General features: G+C 69.5%; 20 protein-coding genes. 11 read left to right on the top strand and 9 right to left on the bottom strand.

Features of this window, described 5'->3' with window-relative positions:
* The first annotated feature begins 94 nt into the window (after positions 1-94).
* The 11 genes from FFI87_RS11755 (at position 95) to FFI87_RS11805 (ending at position 9613) form a co-directional block, all read left to right on the top strand.
* Complete coding sequence (locus FFI87_RS11755) at positions 95-658, top strand: RNA polymerase sigma factor (RefSeq protein WP_011657493.1); 564 nt, start codon at positions 95-97, stop codon at positions 656-658.
* Positions 655-1095, top strand: coding sequence for a DUF3619 family protein (locus tag FFI87_RS11760; RefSeq protein WP_012364327.1), 441 nt, complete (start codon positions 655-657; stop codon positions 1093-1095). Before FFI87_RS11755 ends, FFI87_RS11760 begins: the two co-directional genes overlap by 4 nt.
* 26 nt (positions 1096-1121) lie before the next feature.
* Positions 1122-1886, top strand: a complete 765-nt coding sequence (locus tag FFI87_RS11765) for a DUF3106 domain-containing protein (RefSeq protein ID WP_012364328.1) — start codon at positions 1122-1124, stop codon at positions 1884-1886.
* A gap of 75 nt (positions 1887-1961) precedes the next feature.
* Positions 1962-2402 carry an RDD family protein gene (locus FFI87_RS11770; RefSeq protein WP_249180468.1) on the top strand — a complete coding sequence of 147 codons (441 nt, stop codon included), beginning with the start codon at positions 1962-1964 and terminating at the stop codon, positions 2400-2402.
* Between the two features lie 234 nt (positions 2403-2636).
* Positions 2637-3575 (top strand): UDP-2,3-diacylglucosamine diphosphatase, encoded by a 939-nt coding sequence (locus FFI87_RS11775; protein WP_138847404.1) that lies wholly within the window; start codon positions 2637-2639, stop codon positions 3573-3575.
* A gap of 29 nt (positions 3576-3604) precedes the next feature.
* Positions 3605-4639 (top strand): glycosyltransferase family 4 protein, encoded by a 1035-nt coding sequence (locus tag FFI87_RS11780; RefSeq protein WP_006754245.1) that lies wholly within the window; start codon positions 3605-3607, stop codon positions 4637-4639.
* Positions 4636-5172, top strand: coding sequence for a diacylglycerol kinase (locus FFI87_RS11785; RefSeq protein WP_011657499.1), 537 nt, complete (start codon positions 4636-4638; stop codon positions 5170-5172). The genes FFI87_RS11780 and FFI87_RS11785 overlap by 4 nt, the downstream gene beginning before the upstream one ends.
* A 193-nt stretch (positions 5173-5365) precedes the next feature.
* Positions 5366-6121, top strand: a complete 756-nt coding sequence (locus FFI87_RS11790) for a TetR/AcrR family transcriptional regulator (RefSeq protein ID WP_011657500.1) — start codon at positions 5366-5368, stop codon at positions 6119-6121.
* The gene (locus FFI87_RS11795) at positions 6118-6702 is read left to right on the top strand and encodes a TIGR00730 family Rossman fold protein (RefSeq protein ID WP_138847403.1); all 585 of its coding nucleotides are present in this window, start codon (positions 6118-6120) and stop codon (positions 6700-6702) included. The genes FFI87_RS11790 and FFI87_RS11795 overlap by 4 nt, the downstream gene beginning before the upstream one ends.
* 22 nt (positions 6703-6724) lie before the next feature.
* On the top strand, positions 6725-7486 hold the full coding sequence (locus FFI87_RS11800) for an SDR family oxidoreductase (RefSeq protein ID WP_012364332.1): 762 nt from the start codon (positions 6725-6727) through the stop codon (positions 7484-7486).
* Positions 7487-7714: 228 nt separating this feature from the next.
* Positions 7715-9613, top strand: a complete 1899-nt coding sequence (locus FFI87_RS11805; protein WP_138847402.1) for an ArnT family glycosyltransferase — start codon at positions 7715-7717, stop codon at positions 9611-9613.
* Between the two features lie 81 nt (positions 9614-9694).
* Here FFI87_RS11805 and FFI87_RS11810 read toward each other — a convergent pair whose 3' ends face one another.
* From FFI87_RS11810 to FFI87_RS11850, 9 genes are all read right to left on the bottom strand, one after another.
* Positions 9695-10312 (bottom strand): DUF924 family protein, encoded by a 618-nt coding sequence (locus tag FFI87_RS11810; protein WP_138847401.1) that lies wholly within the window; start codon positions 10310-10312, stop codon positions 9695-9697.
* Positions 10309-11040 (bottom strand): alanyl-tRNA editing protein, encoded by a 732-nt coding sequence (locus FFI87_RS11815; RefSeq protein ID WP_138847400.1) that lies wholly within the window; start codon positions 11038-11040, stop codon positions 10309-10311. The genes FFI87_RS11810 and FFI87_RS11815 overlap by 4 nt, the downstream gene beginning before the upstream one ends.
* Positions 11041-11145: 105 nt before the next feature.
* Positions 11146-11556 carry a group II truncated hemoglobin gene (locus tag FFI87_RS11820; RefSeq protein ID WP_006754237.1) on the bottom strand — a complete coding sequence of 137 codons (411 nt, stop codon included), beginning with the start codon at positions 11554-11556 and terminating at the stop codon, positions 11146-11148.
* Between the two features lie 43 nt (positions 11557-11599).
* Positions 11600-14104 (bottom strand): ABC transporter permease, encoded by a 2505-nt coding sequence (locus tag FFI87_RS11825; RefSeq protein ID WP_138848472.1) that lies wholly within the window; start codon positions 14102-14104, stop codon positions 11600-11602.
* Between the two features lie 107 nt (positions 14105-14211).
* Positions 14212-14829: a DUF4126 domain-containing protein gene (locus tag FFI87_RS11830; RefSeq protein ID WP_138847399.1), complete on the bottom strand. Its 618-nt coding sequence runs from the start codon at positions 14827-14829 to the stop codon at positions 14212-14214.
* 222 nt (positions 14830-15051) lie between these two features.
* Positions 15052-15372: a quaternary ammonium compound efflux SMR transporter SugE gene (gene sugE / locus FFI87_RS11835; RefSeq protein WP_011657508.1), complete on the bottom strand. Its 321-nt coding sequence runs from the start codon at positions 15370-15372 to the stop codon at positions 15052-15054.
* Positions 15373-15533: 161 nt separating this feature from the next.
* Entirely contained in the window at positions 15534-15815 is a 282-nt protein-coding gene (locus FFI87_RS11840; RefSeq protein WP_138847398.1) for a DUF333 domain-containing protein, read from the bottom strand.
* Between the two features lie 175 nt (positions 15816-15990).
* Positions 15991-16689 carry a two-component system response regulator KdpE gene (gene kdpE, locus FFI87_RS11845; RefSeq protein WP_012364338.1) on the bottom strand — a complete coding sequence of 233 codons (699 nt, stop codon included), beginning with the start codon at positions 16687-16689 and terminating at the stop codon, positions 15991-15993.
* Positions 16682-19519, bottom strand: a complete 2838-nt coding sequence (locus tag FFI87_RS11850) for a DUF4118 domain-containing protein (RefSeq protein WP_138847397.1) — start codon at positions 19517-19519, stop codon at positions 16682-16684. The genes kdpE and FFI87_RS11850 overlap by 8 nt, the downstream gene beginning before the upstream one ends.
* Positions 19520-19607: the final 88 nt, after the last annotated feature.

Here is a 19607-nt window from a genome sequence, read left to right on the forward strand (position 1 = left end):
GCCAAGTCGCGCGAAAATTTGTTAGCATCCGCGGGTTTTACGAAATTTTTCGACCTTTTCACACGCCGCGGTCCGCAGCGCATACCTTTACGGAATGGCATCAGACAAGGAACTCGCCGACTTTCTGGCGGGCGTCGAAAGGCGCGCGTTCAAGCAGGCTGCCTACGCCGTGCGTGACGACGATGCGTCGCTCGACATCGTGCAGGACGCGATGATCAAGCTGGCGGAGAAATACGGGGACCGGCCGGCGGCCGAGCTGCCGCTGCTGTTCCAGCGGATCCTGCAGAACGCCATCCACGACTGGTTCCGCCGGCAGAAGGTCCGCAATACGTGGGTCACGCTCTTCTCGTCGCTCAACAATACGGACGACGACGACTTCGATCCGCTGGAAACGCTCGAATCCGCGGACGACAATGCGGGTGTCGAGAGCACGGAGCACCGCCTCGAGCGGGAACAGGTTCTGGCCCTGATCGACGAAGAAATCCAGAAACTTCCGGCGCGTCAACGGGAAGCGTTCCTGATGCGTTATTGGGAAGATATGGATGTCGCCGAGACTGCCGCCGCAATGGGGTGCTCCGAAGGCAGCGTCAAGACGCACTGCTCGCGAGCCACTCATACCCTGGCACACGCGCTCAAGGCCAAAGGAATCACGCTATGAGCTCCGCTCCCGTAAATCGAGAATACGAATTCGCGCTGAAGGTCCGCCGCGCGCTGGACGAACGTGCCGCGGCGCTGCCTGCCGCGACCACCGACCGTCTGGCCGTCGCGCGCCGGGCCGCGCTCGCGCGCAAGAAGCCGGAACCCGCGACCGCGCCGGTGTTCGTGCCCGCCTTCGCCGGTGCGGCCGGCGCATACGGCATGCCGCCCGCGAGTAACCCGCAAGCCGGCCGCCCGTCCGCGTCGCTCGCGCGCCGCCTGCTGCGCGCGTGGCCGCTCGCACTGCTGCTGGCGGGGCTCGTCGGCATCGCCTACTGGGAAGACATGCAGCGCACCGCCGAGCTCGCCGACATCGACGCGGCAATGCTCAGCGACGACCTGCCGCTCAACGCGTATCTCGATCACGGGTTCAACGCGTATCTTTCGCACGCACGCTAACAGACAATAACGAGGGGATCGCACGGGTGAATCAGAAACGCGGCCTGGCCGTATTTTTCGGATGCGTGATCGCGATCGCCGTTTCCTACGTCGCCACCTACTCCCGATTCAACCCGCCCCCCGCGACGGTCTCCGCCGCGGCCAGCAGCGCACCTGCGGCGACCTCGGCCGCCGCCGCGCTGTCCACGGAACTCGCCCCGCTGCCCCTGCCGCTGCCGGCCGCCAACGGCCCGCTGTCGTGGGCGCGGCTGACCCCCGCACAACGTGCGGCGCTCGCGCCGTTCGCCGATCAGTGGGACGGCTTCAGCGATGCGCGCAAGCGTAAATGGCTGAAGATCGCGTCGCGTTTCGCGAAGTTGACGCCGGATGAACAAAAACACCTGCAGGACAGAATGTCCGAATGGGCGCGGATGACGCCCGAGCAGCGGCGCGTCGCACGCGAGAATTACCAGAGCGCGAAGGAGCTGTCCGCGCAGGCGCGCGAGCGCGCGTGGAAGGCCTACCAGCAATTGCCTGAAGAACAGAAGCAACGGCTCGCGGCGACCGAGCGTCGCCGCCGGCCGAGCGTGGTCAGCGCGCCGCCGACCGTCGCCGACCGCGATGTGCGCCGCCTCGTCAATTCGCACGAGCATCCGGCGAGCAACGTCGCCGCCGTGCCGGTGCCCGCATCGGCCAGTGCCGGCTTGCCGCCCGCCGCGTCCTCCACGTCCGGTACCGCGCCTGCCACCTCACCGGCCGTCGTCACGCCCGTGTCGCCGGCCGACGCGCCGTCGATGTTCAAGGGTTCCTGATCGGCCGTGGCGAGCGCCCCCGCACCCCAGGCCCCGGCCGTCGCCGCGCCGTCCGTGCGGCGGCGCCTCGCAGCGATGCTGTACGAGGCCGTGCTGCTGTTCGGCGTCGTGTTCTTCGCCGGCCTCGCATTCAGTCTCGCGATGCAGCAGCGCAACGGACTCGTCCATCACGACCTCCTCGCCGCGTGGATCGCGCTCATCGTGGGCGCGTATTTCGTCTGGTTCTGGACTCACGGCGGCCAGACACTGCCGATGAAGACCTGGCGGCTGCGGCTCGAATCGTCGAGCGGCCGGCCGCTGAGCGCCGCGCATGCGCTCGTCCGCTATGCGCTCGGCTGGCTGTGGTTCCTGCCGCCGCTCGCGCTGCACCCGCTGCTCGGCCTGTCGGTGCCCGTCACGCTCGCGCTCGCCGCCGGATGGATCGTCGCGTGGGCCGGCGCCGCCCGCCTGCACGCCGATCGCCAGTTCCCGCACGACCGCCTCGCGCGCACGCGCGTCGTCGCAATCCCGCGCTGACGCGCCGCGCGGTTCGCGCATCCGTCAGACGAAACCCGTCGAAACCGCCCGCAGCACCGCCCCGCGCGGCTTGCCCGATAGCGACAGGCCCGTCGGTTCGGCAGGTTGCACAACCCCGCCCCATTCACTGCTAAACACGCCGCGACGACAGTAATAAGAACGTCTCGTGACTGTCATGGCATGGTCACGCCCACATGGCGCAATGCCGGTAATGTCAATCGGCGCGAGTCATGCATGGGCCAGAAAACGTCCGCGACCTCCCTGTTCCGTCAACCGCTCGGCGCCCGCGCCGTCACCGCCTTCCTGTCCGGCTCGGCCGCAACCGACGCCCTTTCGGCGCACGAGCCGCCGGCCGCGCACGCGACGCAGCACGACGACCCCGAACCGTCCGCGCATCGTTACCGCACGATCTGGCTGTCCGACATCCATCTCGGCTCCAGCGGCTGCCAGGCGCCGTACCTGCTCGACTTCCTGCGCCACAACGATTCGGAGTACCTGTACCTCGTCGGCGACATCATCGACGGCTGGCAGCTGAAGAAGGGCTGGTACTGGCCGCAGGCGCACAACGACGTGGTGCAGAAGGTCCTGCGCAAGGCGCGCAAGGGCACGCAGGTGGTGTACATCCCGGGCAACCACGACGAAGGCGCGCGGCAGTTCTGCGACCTCGCGTTCGGCGACATCCAGGTGCGCGGCGAGGCGTTCCACACGACGCTCGCGGGCAAGCGTCTGTGGATCGTGCACGGCGACCTGTTCGACGGCGTGATCCAGCACGCGAAATGGCTCGCGTATCTCGGCGACACGCTCTACACGCTGATCCTCGTGCTGAACCGCTGGTTCAACCGGATCCGCAGCCGGCTCGGCTTCCAGTACTGGTCGCTGTCGCAGTACCTGAAGCACCAGGTGAAGAACGCGGTGAACTTCATCTCGCAGTTCGAGACCGTGATGACCGACGAAGCGCGCCGCCGCGGCTGCGACGGCGTCGTGTGCGGGCACATCCACAAGGCCGAGATCCGCGACATCGACGGCGTGCTGTACTGCAACGACGGCGATTGGGTCGAAAGCCTGTCCGCCCTCGTCGAAACGATGGAAGGCGAACTGAAGATCGTCTACTGGACGGCGATGCGCACCGCGCCGTCCGCAGCCCCGTCGCGCAAGGCCAAGGCCACCGCCTGACACAACTCCACTTACAGGACACAGCCGCGATGAAGATCATGATCGTCACCGACGCATGGGAACCGCAGGTCAACGGCGTCGTGCGCACGCTGAAGAGCACCTCCCGCGAACTCACCGCGCTCGGCCACCGGGTCGAAATGCTGACGCCGCTGGAATTCCGCACGGTGCCCTGCCCGACCTACCCCGAGATCCGCCTGTCGATCCTGCCGTACCGCAAGCTGCGCGCGCGCATCGATGCGTTCGCACCGGACGCGCTGCACATCGCGACCGAAGGCCCGCTCGGCCTCGCCGCGCGACGCTACGCACGCTCGCGCAAGCTGCCGTACACGACCGCGTATCACACGCGCTTTCCGGAATACGTGCAGGCGCGCTTCGGCATTCCGCTGTCGGCGACCTACAAGTTCCTGCACTGGTTCCACGGGCCGTCGCTCGCGGTGATGGCGCCGACCCCGGTCGTGAAGCAGGATCTCGAGAAGTTCGGATTCACGAACGTCGTGCTGTGGACGCGCGGCGTCGATCTCGACATCTTCCGGCCGATGGAGTCGAAGGTGCTCAACACCGCGCGGCCGATCTTCCTGTACGTGGGCCGCGTCGCGATCGAGAAGAACGTCGAGGCGTTCCTGCGTCTCGACCTGCCCGGCTCGAAGTGGGTCGCGGGCGAAGGCCCGGCGCTCGCCGAGCTGAAATCGCGCTATCCGGAAGCGAACTATCTCGGCGTACTGTCGCAAGCCGAGCTCGCCAAGGTGTATGCTGCGGCCGACGTGTTCGTGTTCCCGAGTCGCACCGACACGTTCGGCCTCGTGCTGCTGGAGGCGCTCGCGTGCGGCACGCCGGTCGCCGCTTACCCCGTGACGGGCCCGATCGACGTGCTCGGCGGGGGCGCTGCCGGCGCGATGCACGAAGACCTGCAGGAAGCCTGCCTCGAGGCGCTGAAGATCGAACGCGAGACTGCCCGCGCATGGGCCGAGCGCTTCTCGTGGCGCGCGGCGTCCGAGCAGTTCGCGTCGCATCTGAAGCCGCTGCCGAAGACCGCGTACTCGCCCGCCGAAGGTGCCGCCGTTTGAAACGAGACCTGAACGACAAGACCCCCGACGCTGCCGCGACAGCGCAACTGCATCATCCGTTCGACGAAGAAGAGCCGCACGCCGATGCGGACGTGCACACGCACGAACCGCTCGGCCCCGACGATCGTCTGGCGCCGCTGCCGCCGAACCCGTACAAGCGCCACCGCGGCATCACGCGCGCGTGGTACGCGCTCAAGCATTCGCTGAACGGGTTTCGCGTCGCGATCCGTGAGGAGAGCGCATTTCGCCAGGAGTTGACGCTCGCCGCGCTGATGCTGCCGATCGGTGCATTCTCACCGGTCCCGGCCGCATCGCGCGCGCTGCTGATCGCGTCGGTGCTGCTCGTGCTGATCGTCGAGCTGCTGAACTCGAGCGTCGAGGCCGCGATCGATCGCATCTCGCTCGAGCGCCACGAACTGTCGAAGCGCGCGAAGGACCTCGGCAGCGCGGCGGTCACGGTCGCGCTGTTCGCGTGCGTGACGACGTGGGGCTTCGTGCTGGGCCCCGTCGTCGCGCGCTGGCTCGGCTTCTAGCGGCATCCGCGGCGGCACCGCCGTGCGGCGGTGCACCATGCGGCGGGAACGCGCGGCGATGACGAAATGCGCCGTTGGCAGGAAACAGCGGTTTATAATCGTCCGCTAGACTTAGAACAGCAACCCGCGCCGGACGAATCTCGCAGCATCGATTGCAGCGCCCGCCAGTCCGGCACACACAGGGCCGGACGACATGGAAGCGAAACCTCCCCGCCGCACCCGCGAACGGATTCTCGAGTTGTCGTTGAAACTCTTCAACGAGATCGGCGAGCCGAACGTCACGACCACGACGATCGCCGAGGAAATGGAAATCAGTCCAGGCAACCTGTACTACCATTTCCGCAACAAGGACGACATCATCAACAGCATCTTCGCGCAGTTCGAGCAGCAGATCGAACGGCGGCTGCGCTTCCCCGAAGATCACCGTCCGACGATCGACGAGACCTGGTCGTACCTGCAGTACATGGCCGACTTCATGTGGACCTACCGGTTCCTGTATCGCGACCTCAACGACCTGCTCGCGCGCAACCGCACGCTCGAGACACACTTCAAGCAGATCATCAGTCACAAGGTGCGCTTCGCGCACGACATGTGCGAACTGCTCGTGTCGGACGCCGAAATGGTCGCGACGCCGGCCGAGATCGAAGTCATCGCCACCAACATGGCCGTGATCTCGACGTACTGGCTGTCGTATCAGTACGTGATGCACCCGCGCAAGTACAACGATCAGGACGCGATCCGCGAAGAGCTGCACCAGGTGAGCATGCACGTGATCTCGGTGATGGCCCCGTACCTGCGCGGCCGTTCGCGCCAGCTGTTCGACGATCTCGTCTCCGGCAAGCTGCCCAAGCGCCAGTTCACCGACTACCTGCCGCCGCGCGACGGTTCGCCGCGCCCCGCCGGCAGCCCGGTCACCGCCAGACCCGCCGCGAAGGATACGAAACAATGAAGGCAGTGTGCGTTTACTGCGGCTCGTCGTCCGGCGTGCGGCCCGTCTATGCGGACGCCGCGCGCGCGTTCGGCCGCGCACTCGTCGATGCGGACCTGACGCTCGTCTACGGCGGCGGCCGGGTCGGCCTGATGGGTGTGATCGCCGATGAAGTGATGGCGGCCGGCGGCCGTGCGGTCGGCGTGATCCCCGAGCTGCTCGTCGACAAGGAAGTCGGTCATACCGGGCTGTCGGAGCTGCACGTCGTGCCCGACATGCACCACCGCAAGAAGATGATGGCCGATCTCGCGGACGCGTTCGTCGCGATGCCCGGCGGCGCCGGCACGCTCGAAGAGCTGTTCGAGGTCTATACGTGGGCGCAGCTCGGCTATCACCGCAAGCCCGTCGCGCTGTACAACATCGATTCGTTCTACGATCCGCTGATCGCGCTGCTGCGCCATACGGTCGACGAAGGCTTCATGCGTCCGACCTACTTCGACGCGCTGTGCATCGACGCCGAACCCATCGCGCTGATCGAGCAGCTGCGCCGCTACCAGCCGCCCGTCCGCGACAAGTGGGCGTCGGACGACGCGGCCAAGTAGCGCTTCCCGGGAACCACGCGCGATGCCCACACTGTCCGATCGCAAGGCCGTCCTGATCACCGGCGCGAGCCGCGGCATCGGCCGCGCGACCGCCGTGCTCGCGGCCAAGCGCGGCTGGGACGTCGGCATCAACTATGCGCGCGACGCGGCGGCCGCCGAACTCACCGCGCAAGCCGTTCGCGACGCCGGCGCACGCGCGTGCGTCGTCGCCGGCGACGTCGCGAACGAAGCGGACGTCATCGCGATGTTCGACGCCGTCACGGCGGCGTTCGGCCGCCTCGACGCGCTCGTCAACAATGCGGGGATCGTCGCGCCGTCGATGCCGCTCGCCGACATGCCGGCCGACCGGCTGCGGCGGATGTTCGACACCAACGTGCTCGGCGCTTATCTGTGCGCGCGCGAAGCCGCGCGCCGGCTGTCCACCGACCGCGGCGGACGCGGCGGCGCGATCGTCAACGTGTCGTCGATCGCGTCCCGGCTCGGTTCACCGAACGAATACGTCGACTACGCGGGCTCGAAAGGCGCGGTCGATTCGCTGACGATCGGCCTGGCTAAGGAACTCGGCCCGCACGGCGTGCGCGTCAACGCGGTGCGCCCGGGGCTGATCGAGACCGAAATCCATGCCAGCGGCGGCCAGCCGGGCCGCGCCGCGCGCCTCGGCGCGCAGACACCGCTCGGCCGTGCGGGCGAAGCGCAGGAGATCGCCGAGGCGATCGTCTGGCTGCTCGGCGACGCGGCGTCATACACGACAGGCGCCCTGCTCGACGTCGGCGGCGGACGATAATCGCCCCGCAGGCGCCGAACGCGCCGACTGAAACATTCTTCTGGTCACGACACCACAAATCTCCACAATATCGTGACCATTTCAGTAAACATTCGTAACACTTCCATGCTCTACTAGCGCCAAGCCTGAAAACGGTCGGTCATCCGGCTGTCTTTCTCGCCTTGATGCGCCCCTTATTGGGTCCGGCCCATGTCGCCGGACCGGCTTGACCCGACCGAGATCTTTTCCATGCCCGGAACCGCAGCACCCGGCCGGCGACGCACGTCCTCCGTGCCCGCTTCGGCCACGCACGCCCGATCAGCCGCCGATCGCGCTCCCAATGCGACACTCAATGCCGCCGGCACGCCCGCCGTGGCCGGCGCCACCGCGACGAACGGCGTCGGCGATCGCGTGCTGCGGCTCGGCTGGCGCGTGTGGCTGCTGGTCGCCGCGCTGGTCTGCGCGTATACGCTGCCGGGCGTGCTCGGGCACGATCCGTGGAAGCAGGACGAAACCTATACGTTCGGCATCATCCAGCACATGCTCGAGACGGGCGACTTCGTCGTGCCGACCAACGCCGGCCTGCCCTTCATGGAAAAGCCGCCGCTCTACGCGTGGGTCGCGACGAGCCTCGCGTGGCTGCTGCAGCGGGTGATGCCGCTGCACGACGCGGCACGGCTCGCGAGCGCGCTGTTCGCCGCGCTTGCGTTCGGCTTCATCGCACGCGCGGCACGCAGTGCCAGTCGCGCCGACGGCTGGCTCGACCTGCGCGTGATCGGCCCTGTCGTGCTGAGCGCGGGCACGCTCGTCGTCATCAAGCACGTGCACGACATGATGACGGACGTCGCGCTGTTCGCCGGCACCGCGATGGCCTTCTGCGGGCTGCTCGAGCTCGTGATGCAGCACGTCGCGCGCGCGCAGCAGATGCGGCATGCGCTGCCGATGCAGCCGTCGGGCCGCTGGGCCGCGCCGATGTTCGGCGCGGGCGTCGGCATCGCGCTGATGTCGAAGGGGCTGTTCGTGCCGCTCGTGTTCGCCGCCACGCTCATGGGCGCGCTGGTGCTCTACCCGGCCTGCCGCACGCGCGCGTTCGCGCGCTCGCTCGCGGTCGCCGCGCTCGTGTTCGCACCGTTCGCGCTGATCTGGCCGATCGCGCTGTTCCTGCGCTCCGAAACGCTGTTCATGACCTGGTTCTGGGAAAACAACGTCGGCCGCTTCTTCGGCTTCTCGGTACCGGAACTCGGCGCGGAAAACGACAAGCCGTTCTTCATCCTGCGTGCGTTCCTGCTCGTCGGCTTCCCGGTCGCGCCGCTCGCGATCGTCGCGCTGGCGCGCGGCGCATGGCGTGACTGGCACGCGCCGCGCGTCGCGCTGCCCGTGCTGTTCGCCGGCATCGGCCTCGCGGTGCTGCAAGTGTCCGCGACCTCGCGCCAGCTCTACATCCTGCCGTTCTTCGCGCCGCTCGCGCTGATCGCCGCGCAGGCGATCGAACGCCTGCCGCGCGGGCTGCATCTCGCGTGGGATTACCTGAGCCGCCTGCTGTTCGGTAGCGCCGTCGCGCTCGCGTGGGTGATCTGGGCGGTGATGGCCGATCCGCGCGCATCGCGGGCGAGCCTCGCGCCGCTCGGCCGCTGGCTGCCGCTCGACTGGACGATGCCGATCGTGCCCGGGTTCGTGATCGGCGCGCTGGTGCTGACCGTCGGCTGGCTGTCGCTGCTGCCGAAGCTGCGCACGACCGGCCCGTGGCGCGGTGCGCTGTCGTGGGGCGCGGGCGCGCTGGTGGCGTGGGGCCTCGTGTATACGCTGCTGCTGCCGTGGCTCGACGTCGCGAAGAGCTACCGGTCCGTATTCGACGACCTGGACGCGCATCTCGCGCTCGAATGGCGCGACGACGACTGCATGGCAAGCCTGCACGGGCTCGGCGAGTCGGAAGCGCCGATGCTGTACTACTTCTCCGGGATCCAGCACACGCCGATCGACGACGCGAAGACGACGCGCTGCACGTGGATGATCGTCCAGGGCGTGCGGGCCGTCGATCCGGCGCCCGGCAGTGAATGGAAACTGTTCTGGAGCGGCGCGCGCCCGGGCGACAACGCGGAACTGCTGCGCGTCTACGTGCGCACGCCTGAAGCACACGACACGCCGTGATGGTAACGCGGCGCCGCGCGACGGCGCCGTCGTAGTGATCCCCGGCCCGGCGTCACGCCCCGCGCGCCACCGCTGCGCACGTCAAAACGACGAACCGGGCTCGCGCAGGAATGCTGCCTCTTCGTCGGTCGACGCGCGACCGAGAATCGCGTTCCGGTGCGGGAACCGCCCGAAGCGCTCGACCACGGCCGCATGGCGCAGCGCGAAGTCGTGATAGCTCTCGCACCCGGCCTCGTCGCGAATGCCCGCGCACAGCCGCACGGCCTCGCGCTGGCTCTCATGCGACTCGTCATGTTCGAACGGCAGGTAAGCAAACGCGCGGTGATGGCCGCTCGGCAGTTGCGCGTCCCATCCGGCCGCGACGACGCGCCGGGCGAGCGCCAGCGCCTTCGAATCGGCGGCGAATGCGCGCGGCGTGCCACGGTGAATGTTGCGCGAGAACTGGTCGAGGACCACGATCAGCGCGAGCGCGCCAAGCGGCGTGGCGGCCCAGTGATCGCACGCGCCGTCGCACGCGGCGTCGAGCAACGCGCCGTAGCGCGTGCGCAGCACGTCGTCGAACGCCGCGCCGCCGTTGAACCACACCTTGCGCGCATGGCCGAACTCGGCCGAACCCGGCTCGCCGAACCAGAAATCGAGAATCTCGCGCGCTTGCGGATCGAGCGCCGCGACGGTGTCAGTCAGGTTGTCGATCGTCATGCAAACTCCAGTACGACGCGGCGTGTGCGCGCGCTCTTCTTTTCAAGTTTGGCGATCCGCAGATCGCCGATTTCCGACGTGTTGCGCACGTGCGTGCCGCCGCACGGCTGCAGGTCGACGCCGGCGATGCGCAGCAGCCGCACGCGGCCCAGCCCCATCGGCGGCTTCACGCTCATCGTGCGCACGAGCTCGGGCCGCTCGGTCATCTCCGCGTCGGTGATCCATTCGGTCGTGACCGCATGCGCGCCGCGGACCAGCTCCGCGAGACGGCGCTCGACGTCGGCGCGGTCGATCGCGTCGGACGTCGCGAAATCGAGCCGCACGTAGTCGGCCGTCACGCTGCAGCCGTCGACCGGATACGGCAGCACCGCGCACATCAGGTGCGCGGCCGTATGCAGCCGCATGTGCCGGTAGCGGCGCTGCCAGTCGATGCCGGCGACCACGCGAGCGCCCGGCGCGAGCGCCGCGACGCGCGCTTCCTGGCCCGGCGCGGGCACGTGCACGGCGTCGTCGGGGGTTGCGCCGTCGAACTTCGCCTTGCGCGTGTCGGCGATCGCGATCGTGTCGCCGTCGGGCAGCGTCAGCATGCCGCTGTCGCCGGCCTGCCCGCCGCCGAGCGGATAGAACACAGTGCGATCGAGCCGGATGCCGTCATCGCCGACGGCCGCGACGACGGCGTCGCATTGCGTCAGATAGGCATCCTCGCGAAACAGGGCCTGGGTCGTCATCGGGGGGAACCTCGTATCGAGCGGGGAAACGGTCAGTGTCGCGCCGCACCGCAGCGGCGCCCAGACGCAGATCGTCCGGTGTCCGGACAGCGGCGTACCGGTCGATCAACCGGGCCGGTTGCGCATCCAGTCGGCCGTGTCGTAGAACGAATGCATGAGCCGCTCGCGCAGCGGCTCGGGCAAGCCGGTGTCCTCCATCGCCCACGCCATGCAGCGCAGCCACTGGTCGCGCTCGACCGACGCGATCGGGAACGGCAGGTGCCGTGCGCGCAACCGCGGGTGGCCGAACCGGCTGATGTAGTGGTCGGGGCCGCCGAGCCAGCCGCACAGGAACCAGAACAGCTTGTCGCGCGAACCGTCGAGCGACGCCGGATGCAACGCGCGAATCTCGGCGAATTCGGGCTCGAGGTCCATCAGGTCGTAGAAACGGTCCACCATCTCGCGCACGCGGGCTTCGCCGCCCACGAGCTCGAACGCCGTCGGCTGCGACGGCGCATCATCATTCACATCGGTCATTACGGATAATCGGAAACGGGATATTCGGGGCCGCCGGCGACGCTCACGCGTCGCGCAGCGACTGCAGCGCGGGGCGCCGCAACACATTATGCAGGCTCAGCCAGCCGGCCGCACCGGCGCATGCGACGCCGGCCGCGATGCCGGCCGGCACGAGCCACGGATCGACGGCGAGCTGGAAGTCGAACACGCGCGATGCGAGCACCCAGCCGACCGCGATCGCGCCCGCCGACGCCAGCGCGCCGGCGAGCGCGCCGACGACGATGAATTCCGCGCGCTGCACCGCGTTGACCTGCGCGCGCGACGCGCCGAGCGCGCGCAGCAGCGCGGCCTCGTGCACACGCTCGTCGCGCGAGCCGGCGAGCGCCGTGTACAGCACGAGCACGCCGGCCGCGAGCGTAAACCCGAACAGGAACTGCACCGCGCCGACCACCTGCAGCATCATCCGCTGCAGCTGCGCGAGGATTGGCGCGACGTCGATCGCTGTGAGGTTCGGGTAGCGCGCGATCAGCGGATCGAGCAATGCCGCCTGCTCGGCCGGCAGGTGGAAGCTCGTCAGGTAGACGGCCGGGAAATCCTTCAGCACGGGCGGCGGCATCAGCACGAAGAAGTTGACGCGGAACGAGCCCCAGTCGAGCTTGCGCACGCTGGTGATCGGCGCATCGACCGTCAGCCCCGTCACGTCGAAGCGCAGCGTGTCGCCCGGCTTCACGTTCAGGATCTTCGCGAGCCCGTCCTCGATCGAGATCTCGGGCCTCGCCGAGTGGCCGAACCAGTGGCCCGCGACGATCCGGTTGTCGGACGGAAGCTCGGTCGTATACGACAGGTTGAATTCGCGGTCGACGAGCCGGCGCGCGTCGTCCGACGGATACGCGTCCGGGTTCACCGGCTTGCCGTTGATCGCGACGAGCCGGCCGCGCACCATCGGCGCGGGCACCGCGTCGCGCACGCCGTGCGCGGCCAGCCACGCCGCGACGTCGTCGCGCTGGTCGGGCTGGATGTCGATCAGGAACTGGTTCGGCGCATCGGGCGGCGTCGACTGCCGCCAGCCGGCGACGAGGTCGTTGCGCGTGATCGCGATCAGCAGCAGGCACATCAGGCCGAGCGCGAGCGCGGTGATCTGCAGTGCGCTCGCCGTGCCGCGCCGGTGCAGCGACGCGAGCGCGTAACGCCAGCCGATGCCCGCGGCCACGCGCGCATTGCGCACCGCGCGCGCCGCCGCGTACAGCACAAGCCGCGCGATCAGCGAGAAACCGACCAGCGCGCCGGCGAACCCGCCCGCGACGATCAGCCCGAGCTTCAGGTTGCCCGCCGCGACGATCAGCAGCCCCGCGAACAGCACGACGCCGATCGCATACGCGGCCCACGCGATACGCGACGCGTCGCCCCAGTCGCGCCGCAGCACGCGCACCGGCGGCACGCGCGTGAGCGGCGCGAGCGGCGGCAGCGCGAAGCCGAGCAGCAGCACGAGCGCGGCGCCGACCCCGACGAGCGCGGGCCAGAGGGTCGGCGCCGGCAGCGCGACCTCGATCAGGCCGCCGAGCGCAGCCAGCAGCGCCCAGTGCCCGCCGTAGCCGAGCACCGCGCCCGCGATGCCCGAGACGATGCCGATGCCGGCGAATTCGAGCGCGAACAGCGCGCCGAGCGTGCGGCGGCTCACGCCGAGGCAGCGCATCGTCGCGCAGCCGTCCAGATGGCGCCGCATGTAGCGCTGCGCGGCCATCGCGATCGCGACCGCGGCCAGCAGCGCGGTCAGCAGCGCGACGAGCGTCAGGAAATGGCGCGCGCGATCGAGCGTCTGGCGCACCTGCGGTTGACCTTCCTGCAGCGATTCGAGGCCGACGCCACGCAGCTTGCCGCCGTCGACGCGCCCGTGCGCGTAGGCCTCGAAGCGCGCGACGGCCGGCGTGTCGCCGGCAATCAGCAGTCGGTACGTGACGCGGCTGCCGTAGCCCGTGAGCCCGGTCGCGGCGAGTTCGTCCGCGCGCATCATCAGCCGCGGCGAGAAATTGACGAACGAGAAACCGCGATCGAGCTCGCGGGAGATCGACGCGGCGACCGTGAACGTGCGCAGCCCCACGCGCACGGTGTCGCCCGCCTTCAGATGCAACGCATCGAGCAGCGCGGGATCGGCCCATACGGTGCCGGGTGCGGGAATCGTGGTCGCCTTGTGCGCGGCGCTCGCGCCGGCCGGCACGATCTCGACCGCGCCGCGCAGCGGATAGCCGGGCGACACGGCCTTCACGGCCGCGAGGCGCGCGGGTGCCGCGCCGCTCGCGTGACCGCCGGCGGCCGACGCGATCATGCTCGGGAAGATGGCGGTCGTCGCGGTGCGCAGCCCGAGCGAGCGCGCCTCGCGATCGAACGACGGATCGACGGGATGATCGGCACGCACGACGAAATCGGCTCCGAGCATCTGGCGCGCGTCGCGCTCGAGCCCCTGGCGCAGCCGGTCGGCGAGAAACCCGACGCTCGTGAGCGCCGCGACTGCCAGCACCAGCGCGAGCACGAGCAGCGTCAGCTCGCCGGCACGCCAGTCGCGTGCGGTCATCCGCGCGGCCTGATGGATCAGGTCGTGCCAGCCGAAGCGGCCGGCATGGCCGGGCCGCCCGGCCGGCGAAGGGTCAGCGTGCTGCCGCCCGGCGGGTGACGGCGCCTTCAATCGCGCTTGCCCCCGATCGAGTTGAGCCGCGTCACCATGTGGTTGGCCATCCCGCGGAACCCGCCGGACACGCCGCGCCACAGACGCGGCAGCGCCCACGCCGACGCGGCGATGAACGCGGTGAGCAGCACGAGGAACGCAAGCGGAACGAAGAACGCGAGCGCGAGGCCGCCGAACACGAGCCCGTCCTCGGTAGACGACGCGACCCAGTTGGAGATCGGCTCCGGAGAGAGATTGATCAGCGCGCGCGTGCCGGCCTTCGCGACGTGCGCGGCGCCGGCGAGCGAACCGCCGGCCAGCCCGGCGACCGCGAGCACGGTCGGGTCGGCATGGCCGAGCGCACCGGCGGCCAGCACCGCGCCGGCCGGAATGCGGATGAACGTGTGCACGGCGTCCCACAGCGAATCGAACGCGGGAATCTTGTCGGCCAGGAATTCGGTGACGGCGAGCACGGCGGCGGCGCCGATGACCCACGGCGACGTGAGAACCGCGAGCGTATCGGGCAGATGAAGCCAGCCGACCCGCGCGAGCACGCCGGCGATCAGAACCGTCAGGTAAAGGCGCAGCCCGCTCGCCCACGCGAGCCCCGCGCCGAGCGAAATGGCTTCGATCATGGCCCTCTCCTTGCACGTGCCGTGCGATTTGCCGATTGATCGGATCGAGTCGGTATGACCGGCCGCGCGGCGCGTGGCGACCGGCCCCGCCTGCCGCGAACGGCGCAACGGCATTCAGGCCCGAATGCGTTCCATTATAGACAGGCTGTCAGGAGGGCCGACGCAATTCCGCGCTGCGTCACGGCCGGGCGCGGGCGCCAGCCGGCGCCCGGCAGGTCGGCATCAGGCGGACGACGACAGTTTGAGGCCGACCAGCCCGAGCACGATCAGCGACGCGCTCGCGACGCGGGCGACGGTCAGCGCCTCGCCCATCATGACAATCCCGAATATGAACGCGCCGACCGCGCCGATCCCCGTCCACACCGCATACGCGGTGCCGAGCGGCAGCTGGCGCATCGCGACCGCGAGCAGCCCGAAGCTCGCGAGCGACGTGACGATCGTAAACACCGACGGCCAGAGTTTCGTGAAACCCTCTGACGATTTCATGCCGGCCGCCCAGGCCACTTCCAGCAAACCGGCGATCAACAACAATACCCACGCCATCTCGACCTGCTCCGTCTCGGATGGGGCCGTCCCCGTTGAAGCGAATGACCCGGGGTCGTCCCCGGGCGGCGCCGAGTATAACAAGAGGCTTACAGGTATGCAGGATGCCCACATTGCGAATCGGGCCGGAGCATGGTCCGGCCGCGGCGGCCGCGCCGCGCTCAGTTCGCCGCGCGCTTGGCGCCGCCGCCGACGCAGCTGTCGTCGCGGTACAGCGCCCATTCGTCGCACACGCGGCCGTCCTTGAACACGCACATCCCGACCTGACCGCTCGGCAGGTTGCGGATCATGTGGCGGCCGCCGAGCTTCACGCAGTTGACCGACGCGGGATTGGCAAGCGCCGCTTGCGGCGCCGAAGGCTGCTGCCCCGGGGGCAGCGGCTGCGCGAACGCGCCGGATGCGGCAAGCGCCAGCGTACACATGACGACCAGACGGACGGACATTGCACCCTCCTCGGTTTCATTCGCGTAACGGCCAGCATAGCGGGGAATGCGTGGCCGGTGGGCGCGGCCGGCGCATGTGGCGGCGATGTCGCGCCGATGCAACTTCACCGGCGGGCGGCCTTGCATTCCGGCCGCATCGCGCGGCGGACATCGCGCGGCACGCATCGCGCCGCGATCATGCAGCGCCGACGAGCCGGTAGCCGACGCCCGTCTCGGTGACGATGTGCTCGGGCTGCGCGGGATCGCGCTCGAGTTTCTGGCGCAGGTGCGCCATGTAGATGCGCAGATAGTGGTGGCTCTCGACATGCGACGGGCCCCACACGTCGCGCAGCAGCTGCCGATGCGTGAGCACGCGTCCCGCATGCCGCACGAGCGTCGCGAGCAGCCGGTACTCGAGCGGCGTCAGATGCACGATCTCGCCGTCGCGCCACACCTGGCGCATCGCGAGATCGACGCTCACGCCGCCGAAGCTGACCTTCGGCGATTCGTTCGCGCCGCCCTGGTTGCGCCGGCGCAGTTGCGCGCGGATCCGCGCGCGCAGTTCGGACACGCCGAACGGCTTGGTCAGGTAGTCGTCGGCGCCCGCGTCGAGCGCGGCGACCTTCTCGTCTTCCTGCGTGCGCGCGGACAGCACGATCACCGGCACTTCCGACCAGCCGCGCAGTTCGCGGATCACGTCGAGGCCATCGGTATCGGGCAGGCCGAGGTCGACGATCACGAGATCGGGCTTGCGGGTCGCCGCGTCGATCAGCCCCTGCTTGCCCGTCTCCGCCTCGAACACGGCGATGTCCTCCTCTTCGAGCGCGGCGCGCACGAAACGGCGGATCTGTTTTTCGTCCTCGATCAGGACGACGGTCAGGCTCGGTTCACTCATGGTCTGGCAAGGGCTCGGAGGGTGACGATGCGCCGGGCACGTCGAGGTCGTCGTCGGGTACGGCAGGCACGGCCGGCGGCGTGTCGACCGGCAGCGTGAACCAGAAGCGCGCGCCCGTCACGCGGCCGTCGGGCCCGGTCCGGTTGAGCGCGCCGATTCTACCGCCGTGCGCCTCGACGATCGCGCGGCAGATCGCCAAGCCGAGCCCGATGCCCGGCGTCGCCGATTCCTTCTCGCCGCGCGTGAACTTGTCGAAGATGCGCGTTTCCATCCCGCTCGGCAAGCCCGGGCCGTGATCGTCGACGTGCACGCGCACGAACGGGTGGCCATCGTCGGTCACGCGCTCCGCGCCGATGTCGATCGGCGTGTCGGCCGGCGTGTACTTCGCCGCGTTCTCGAACAGGTTGGTGAACAGCCGCTCCATCAGCACCGCGTCCATCTGCAGGAGCGGCAGGTCGGCCGGCAGCGACACGCGTGCGGGATGCTGCGCGAGCACGCGCTTGCACGCGGCGAGCGCGGCGCCGACGGTTTCCTCGAGCAGCGACCACTCGCGCTTGAGCTGCACGCTCCCGGCCTGCAGCCGCGCCATGTCGAGCAGGTTCGTGACGATGCCCGTCATCCGCAGCGCCTCGTCGTGGATCGCGTCGACGAGTTCGCCTTCGCGCTGCGCGGAGCGGTCGGCCGCCGGCGTGTGCGGCGCGGCCCCGCGCGCGTTCGCGAGCATCGACGAAAAACCGACGATCGTCGTGAGCGGCGTGCGCAGGTCGTGCGAGATCGCCGACAGCAGCGAGTTGCGCAGGCGCTCGGACTCCATGTTGACGAGCGCATCGCGCGCGATCTCGACGTAGTGCACGCGTTCGAGCGCAAGCGCGATCTGCGCGGCGAACGCATCGAGCATGCGCAGCTGCTCGGGCACCTCGAGCTCGCGCGGATCGCGCGACGCCACCGCGAGCACGCCGCGCGTGCGCATCGGCGCTTTCAGCGGCAGATACAGCGCGGTGGTCGCGGGCAGCGTGTCGGTGCCGCGCCCGGCCGGCTTCTGCTGGTCGTACACCCACTGGCCGACGTCGCAGTCGAGATCCGCGCCCGTCAGCGTGACGACCGCGTCGGGTTCCTCGATCTTCTGCCGCACCTGGTCCGCGCTGTCGGGCAGCAGGAACGCGACGCGCGCGCGGAACACCTCGCCCACGTGGCGGCTGCCGATCTCGACGATCTGTTCGGTCGTCAGCGCCGCGCCGAGTTCGCGCGCCATCGCGTAGATCGCGCCGGTCCGGCGCTCGCGGCGCTGCGCGATGCTCGCCTGGCGCGTCAGCGTCGACGTCAGGTGGCTGATCACGAGCGACGTGAGCAGCATCCCGAAGAAGGTCAGCAGGTATTGCGTGTCGCTGACCGAGAACGACATGCGCGGCGGCACGAAGAAGAAGTCGAACGCCGCGACCGACAGGAACGACTGCAGCACGCCGGGGCCGCGCCCGAGCCGCACGGCCGAGAACACGACGCCGAGCAGATACAGCATCACGAGGTTCGTGAGGTCGAGCCGTGCGGACACGACGCTCGCGACACCGGTGATCGCCGCGCAGATCGCGGCGGCGTACAGGTAGTGTTGCAGCGGCGAACGCCGCGTGCCGAGGTGCGCAAACGCATCGCGCCAGTCGCGTGCGCCCGCGTCGAGCGGCACCGCGCGCACTTCGTCGCTCGCCGACGCACGGATCAGCATCAGGTCGACGTCGCCCGCGCGTTCGGCGAGCTTTTCGCCGAACGGCCGCGCGAAGCGGCGCGCGAGCCCGACTTTCGACGAGCCGCCCGCGACGATCTTCGACACGTTGCGCACCTTCGCATAGCCGATCAGCGCGGCGACCGCGTCGTCGCCGGCGAGCGTGGCCGTCTCCGCGCCGAGCTCGGCCGCGAGCTTCAGCGCATCGAGCGTGCGCTGCCGCCGCGCGTCGGGCAGCCGCTGCAGCCGCGGCGTCTCGACGTACACGGCGATCCAGTCGGCCTTCACGCTCGCGGCGAGCCGCGCGGCCGCGCGCACCAGCGTGGGCGCCTCGGGACCGGGGCCGACGCACACGAGCAACCGCTCGCGCGCCTGCCAGATGCGCTGGATCGAACGGTCGGCGCGGTACTCGCGCATCTGCGCGTCGACGCGGTCGGCCGTGCGCCGCAGCGCCAGTTCGCGCAGCGCGATCAGGTTGCCCTTGCGGAAGAAGTTGCGCACCGCGCGCTCGGCCTGCTGCGCGAGATACACCTTGCCGTCGCGCATCCGCTCGAGCAGCTCCTCGGCCGGCAGGTCGACCAGCGTGACCTCGTCGGCCGCGTCGAACACGCGGTCGGGCACGGTCTCCCACACGCGAATGCCGGTGATCGCGCCGACCACGTCGTTCAGGCTTTCGAGGTGCTGGACGTTGACGGTGGTGTACACGTCGATGCCCGCATCGAGCAGTTCGTAGACGTCCTGCCAGCGCTTCAGGTGACGCGCGCCCTGCACGTTCGAATGCGCGAGCTCGTCGACGAGGATCAGCTGCGGCGCGCGCGCGAGCGCGCCGTCGAGATCGAATTCGGCAAGCGTGCGGCCGCGATACTCGATGCGCGCGAGCGGCAGCACGTCGAGGCCGTCGAGCAGCGCGGCGGTCTCGCCGCGGCCGTGGGTCTCGACGATGCCGACGACGACGTCGACGCCGTCCTGCAGTCGCTGGCGCGCGGCCTGCAGCATCGCGTAGGTCTTGCCGACGCCCGCGGACGCGCCGAAGAAGATCTTCAGCTGGCCGCGCCGCTGCTTTTCTTCGTCGCGCTGCAGCTTGTCGAGGAGATGGTCGGGATCGGGGCGGTTCATGCGTGACGAAGGCGAAGCGCCGGATGGCGCGCGAGTATCGGCATTGTTGTTCCAAATCGCCGCAAAAGGCAAAGACGGCGCAAGCGCC

The organism is Burkholderia sp. KBS0801 (assembly GCF_005937855.2).
Lineage (GTDB): Bacteria > Pseudomonadota > Gammaproteobacteria > Burkholderiales > Burkholderiaceae > Burkholderia > Burkholderia ambifaria.